The 4,898-nt window shown below is 68.7% G+C and carries 3 protein-coding genes; all 3 read left to right on the top strand.

Annotated elements, in window-relative coordinates; genetic code table 11:
* The coding region (dnaE, locus tag VF794_RS08970; RefSeq protein ID WP_331108772.1) for a DNA polymerase III subunit alpha at nt 1–2,142 on the top strand (2,142 nt) is incomplete at its 5' end.
* Between the two features lie 71 nt (nt 2,143–2,213).
* A complete protein-coding gene (locus tag VF794_RS08965; RefSeq protein WP_331108771.1) occupies nt 2,214–3,017 on the top strand; it encodes an SDR family oxidoreductase in 804 nt (267 codons plus the stop codon).
* Nucleotides 3,018–3,140: 123 nt separating this feature from the next.
* Nucleotides 3,141–4,898 (top strand): Ig-like domain-containing protein (locus tag VF794_RS08960; RefSeq protein WP_331108770.1); only part of this gene is annotated, 1,758 nt, incomplete at its 3' end.

Here is a 4,898-nt window from a genome sequence, read left to right as displayed (position 1 = left end):
CTCAAGGACGCCATCGAGCAGGAGCCGCGCCTCAAGGAGATGATGGAGAAGCCGAGCGCCATCGGCCAGGTGGATGGCAAGGACGTCACCACCAAGGACGTGCTGGAGATCGCGCTCGCGCTCGAGGGCCTGCACCGCCAGCCCGGCATGCACGCGGCCGGCGTGGTCATCGCCGACAAGCCGCTGTGGGAGTTCGTCCCCACCTACCAGCCTCCGGGTGAGGACACCCTCATCACCCAGTTCGCCAAGGACGAGGTGGAGGCCGCGGGCCTGGTGAAGTTCGACTTCCTCGGCCTCAAGACGCTCACCGTCATCCAGAACGCGCTCAACCTCATCAACCGCAACCCGCCCAACGGCAAGCCCATCCTGCGCGAGGACATCCCGCTGGATGACGCCGAGGTGTGGAAGCTCATGGCGGACGGCGACACGGCCGGCGTCTTCCAGATGGAGTCCAGCGGCTTCACCGAAATGGTGATGAAGCTCAAGCCGTCCTGCTTCGAGGACGTCGTCGCCGCGGGCGCGCTCTACCGCCCGGGTCCGCTCGACTCGGGCATGGTGGACGTCTTCATCAACCGCAAGCACGGCCGCGAGCCGGTGGTGTACCCGCACCCCGCGCTGGAGCCCGTCCTCAAGGACACCTACGGCGTCATCGTCTACCAGGAACAGGTGATGCAGATCTCCCAGGTGCTGGGAGGCTACACCCTGGGCCGCGCGGACCTGCTGCGCCGCGCGATGGGCAAGAAGAAGGCCGAGGTCATGCAGGCCGAGCGGGCCGGCTTCCTCGAGGGCTGCAAGAAGAACAACGTCGACCTCAAGGTCGCCGGGGAAATCTTCGACCTGATGGAGAAGTTCGCCGAGTACGGCTTCAACAAGAGCCACTCGGCGGCCTACGGCCTGGTCACCATCCACACGGCGTGGCTCAAGGCGCACTACCGCGTGGAGTTCATGGCGGCCCTTCTCACCAGCGAGAAGGACAACACCGACAAGGTGGTGCTGCACATCGGCGAGGCCCGCCAGTCGGGCGTCCAGGTGCTGCCGCCGGACGTGAACCAGTCGGACATGGCCTTCGGCGCGGTGGAGGGGAAGATCCGCTTCGGCCTGGGCGCCATCAAGGGCGTGGGCGAGGGCGCCATCGAGGCCATCATCGAGGCGCGCAAGGACGGCCCCTTCAAGAGCCTGTTCGACTTCTGCGAGCGCGTGGACTCGCGCAAGGTGAACCGCAAGGTGCTGGAGGCGCTGGTGAAGGCGGGCGCCTTCGACTTCGAGAAGCGTCCGCGCCGGCAGCTCTTCGAGAGCATCGAGCGCGCGATGAGCCGCGGCTCCAGCAGCCAGAAGGACAAGGCGGCGGGACAGAGTTCGCTCTTCGGCATGCTGGGCGGTGGGTCCTCGGGCGGCGGCGCCATGAAGGACGACTACGTCCAGGTGGAGGAGTGGTCGGAGAAGGAGCGGCTGGCGCTGGAGAAGGAGGCCATCGGCTTCTACGTGTCCGGCCACCCGCTGCACGCGTACGACAAGGAGCTCAAGCGCTACGCGCGGCCCATCACCGCCGTGCAGCGCGCGCGCAAGGACGAGAAGCTCACCATCGCCGGCGTGGTGGCGGCGCTGCGCGAGCGGCCCACCAAGACGGGCAAGCGCATGGCGTGGGTGACGCTGGAGGACCTGTCCGGCTCCATCGAGCTGGTGTGCTTCCCCGGCAAGGACGGCACGCGCAACGTCATGGGCAAGGACGGCAAGTGGACGAAGGCGGGGCCCAAGCCCGGCTTCGAGCACTGGGAGCCGCTGCTCAAGAGTGATGATCCCATCCTCGTGACGGGCACCGTGCAGCTCAACCAGCGCGACGAGGACACGCCGGTGCCGGAGCTCATCGTCGACGACATCCAGAGCCTCAAGGCCGTGCGCGAGAAGCGCACCAAGCGGCTGGAGCTGCGGCTGCCGGTGGATCTGGCCACGGAGGAGCGGATGGCGAAGCTGGCGGAGATCGCCAGGAAATACGAGGGCGCCACGCCGGTGGCCGTGAGCCTGCTGTTCACCAACGAGGCCGAGGCGCTCATCGGCAACACCTCCATCAAGGTGCAGGTGAGCGACGAGCTCATCCTCGCGGTGGAGCGGCTCTTCGGCATGAAGGTGGTCGAGTTCGGCTGAGCCGCCGCGGGCGTGGACGCCCCCCGGGCGTTCTGTTCAAGTGGCTCCCTTCCTCCGAGGAGGGGAGTCACATGGCACAGGGTGTGTTCCGGGACGATCTGTTGGCGGGCAAGGTGGCGTTCGTCACCGGCGGTAGCAGCGGCATCAACCTCGGTATCGCCGAGGCGTTCGTGAAGGCGGGCGCCAAGGTGGTCATCAACGGCCGCAACGCGGAGAAGCTGGAGGCGGCCGTGAAGGGCCTCCAGGCTCACGGCACCGCCATGGGCTTCTCCGCCGACGTGCGCAACTACGAGGCCGTGGAGAAGGCCATGCAGGCCACGCGCGAGGCGTACGGGGAGATCGACATCCTCGTGTGCGGCGCGGCGGGCAACTTCCCCGCTCCGGCGCTTGGTATGTCCTCCAACGGTTTCAAGTCGGTGCTAGAGATCGACGTGCTCGGCACCTTCAACGCGTGCCGCGCCGCCTTCGAGCACCTGCGCAAGCCCGGGGCCTGCGTGCTCAACATCTCCGCGCCCCAGGCCTACCTGCCCATGGCCATGCAGGCCCATGTGTGTGCCGCCAAGGCCGGCGTGGACATGATCACCCGCACCCTCGCCATCGAGTGGGGTGGGGTGGGTGTGCGCATCAACTCCATCACCCCCGGCCCCATCGACGACACCGAGGGCATGCGCCGGCTCGCTCCCGGCGACGAGACGCGCCAGAAGCTCTCCCGGGCCCTGCCCCTCCAGCGCTTCGGTACCAAGCAGGACATCTCGCAACTCGCGCTTTTCCTGGCTTCCGACGCGGCCTCGTACATCACCGGCTCCATCCTGGTGTGTGACGGGGGCCAGTCTCTGCTCGGCTCCGGCCTCATGCTCCAGGCCATGGGCATGTGAAGCGGGCAGCCGGCTCCAGGCGGCGGTTTTTCCAGGGGGGCGGGTGTCTGATAAAAGACACCTCGTTCTCGTCGGCCCCCTGGCCGGCGAGTGCTGCTTGCCCCTCTCTGCTTGGAGCTGTCCATGACGCATCGTCCCCTCACGCTCGCGCGACTGTTCGCGTGGAGCGTGCTGCTGCTCGGCCTGTCCGTTGGATGTGGCTCGGGTTGTGGTGCGGATCCCACCCCCCCGCCAGCGCAGCGCGAGATGCCGGATGCGGACCGCTCGTCGGTGGAGGCGAGCAAGGTGCAGGCCATCCGGGCCAACGGGAAGGACTCCGTCGACCTCAAGGTGACGGTGCGCAAGGCGGATGGGACTCCGCTGGAAGGCCGCACGGTGAAGGTGACGGTCTCCGGTGAGGCCACCACGGTGGTGCAGCCGGCGAGCCCCACGGACGCGCAGGGCATGGCCACCGCGACGGTGACGTCCACCGTGGCCGGGGTGAAGACGGTGACGGCGTCGGTGGAGGCCGAGGGCGGCCCGGTGATGCTGACGTCGCGGCCCACCCTCGAGTTCATCGTGCTGCCGGCCTCCCGGCTGGCCTTCACCACGTCGCCGCGGACTGGCACCGCTGGCGCGGAGCTCGGCGTCTTCGCGGTCGTCATCCAGAACGCGGATGGCGAGACGATGACGGGGGCGACGAACACCGTGACGGTGGCGATCGGCTCCGGTCCGGCGGCGGCCACCCTGAAGGGGACGGTGTCGGTGGCGGCGGTGAATGGCGTGGCGCGCTTCCCCGCGCTGGTGCTCGAGAAGGCTTCGCAGGGCTACACGCTGGTGGCGAGCGCCACCGGGCTGTCGGGGGCGACGAGTCCGGCCTTCCACGTGACGTCCGCCGCGCCCGCCTCGTTGGTGGTGGCGCAGGTGCCGACGACCGTGGCCGCGGGTACCGCGCTCAGCCCCGAGGTCTCCGTGCGGGACCTCTTCGGCAACGAAGTGACGGACTACACCGGCACCGTGCGCTTCACCTCCACGGACGGCACGGCCTCGCTGCCCGGGGACTACACCTTCACCTCGGCCGACGCGGGCCGCCATGTCTTCACGGGGCTCGTGCTGAAGCAGGCCGGCGCCCGTCAGGTGACGGTGAAGGACACGGCCACCGCCTCCCTCGTCTCCAACTCGGAGGTAGGTGTGGTGGCGGGCCCGGTCGCGACGTTCGCCTTCACCGGACAGCCGGGCAACCGCTCGGTGCGCTCGGCCTTCGGTGTGGAGGTGACGCTGCTGGATGCCTTCGGCAACCGGGTGGCCGCCAGCACTCCGGCGGTGACGCTCGGCCTCAACAAGTTCGGGACGCTGGAGGGCCTTGCCACCGTGACGCCGGTGGACGGTGTGGCCTCCTTCTCGGGCCTCTCCATCGCGCAGGATGACGTGGGCTACGTGCTGATGGCCCTGGCGGACGGACTCAACCCCGCCTCCAGCAACGCCTTCACCATCACCGATGACGTGAAGCCCGCCTCGCCCGTGCTCGAGGAGCTGGCGGTCTCCGCCACCTCCGTCACCATCGGCTGGAAGGCCGTGGGTGATGACGGGCAGTTCGGCATGGCCTCCCACTACGACCTGCGCTACTCCGCCTCGCCCATTGCTTCCGACGCGGACTTCGCGGCGGCCATGCCGGTGAAGCAGGTGGTGGCGACGGCCCTCCCGGTGGGCACCAATGATTCGGCGAAGATCTCCGGCCTCACGCCCAACAGCACCTACTACGTGGCCCTGGAGGTGAAGGACAACGCGGGCAACGCCGTGCGCACCACGCGCCCGGTCTCCACCCCGTTCCCCACCCCCTCCAAGCTCGTCTTCCTGGACCAGCCGACGAATGGGACGGCCGGCTCGACGCAGGTGCCCCTG

The sequence above is a fragment of the Archangium sp. genome, from assembly GCF_036389735.1.
Lineage (GTDB): Bacteria > Myxococcota > Myxococcia > Myxococcales > Myxococcaceae > Archangium.
Note: the sequence above shows the minus strand (reverse complement) of the source record. Positions and strands in the feature narration are given on the sequence as shown.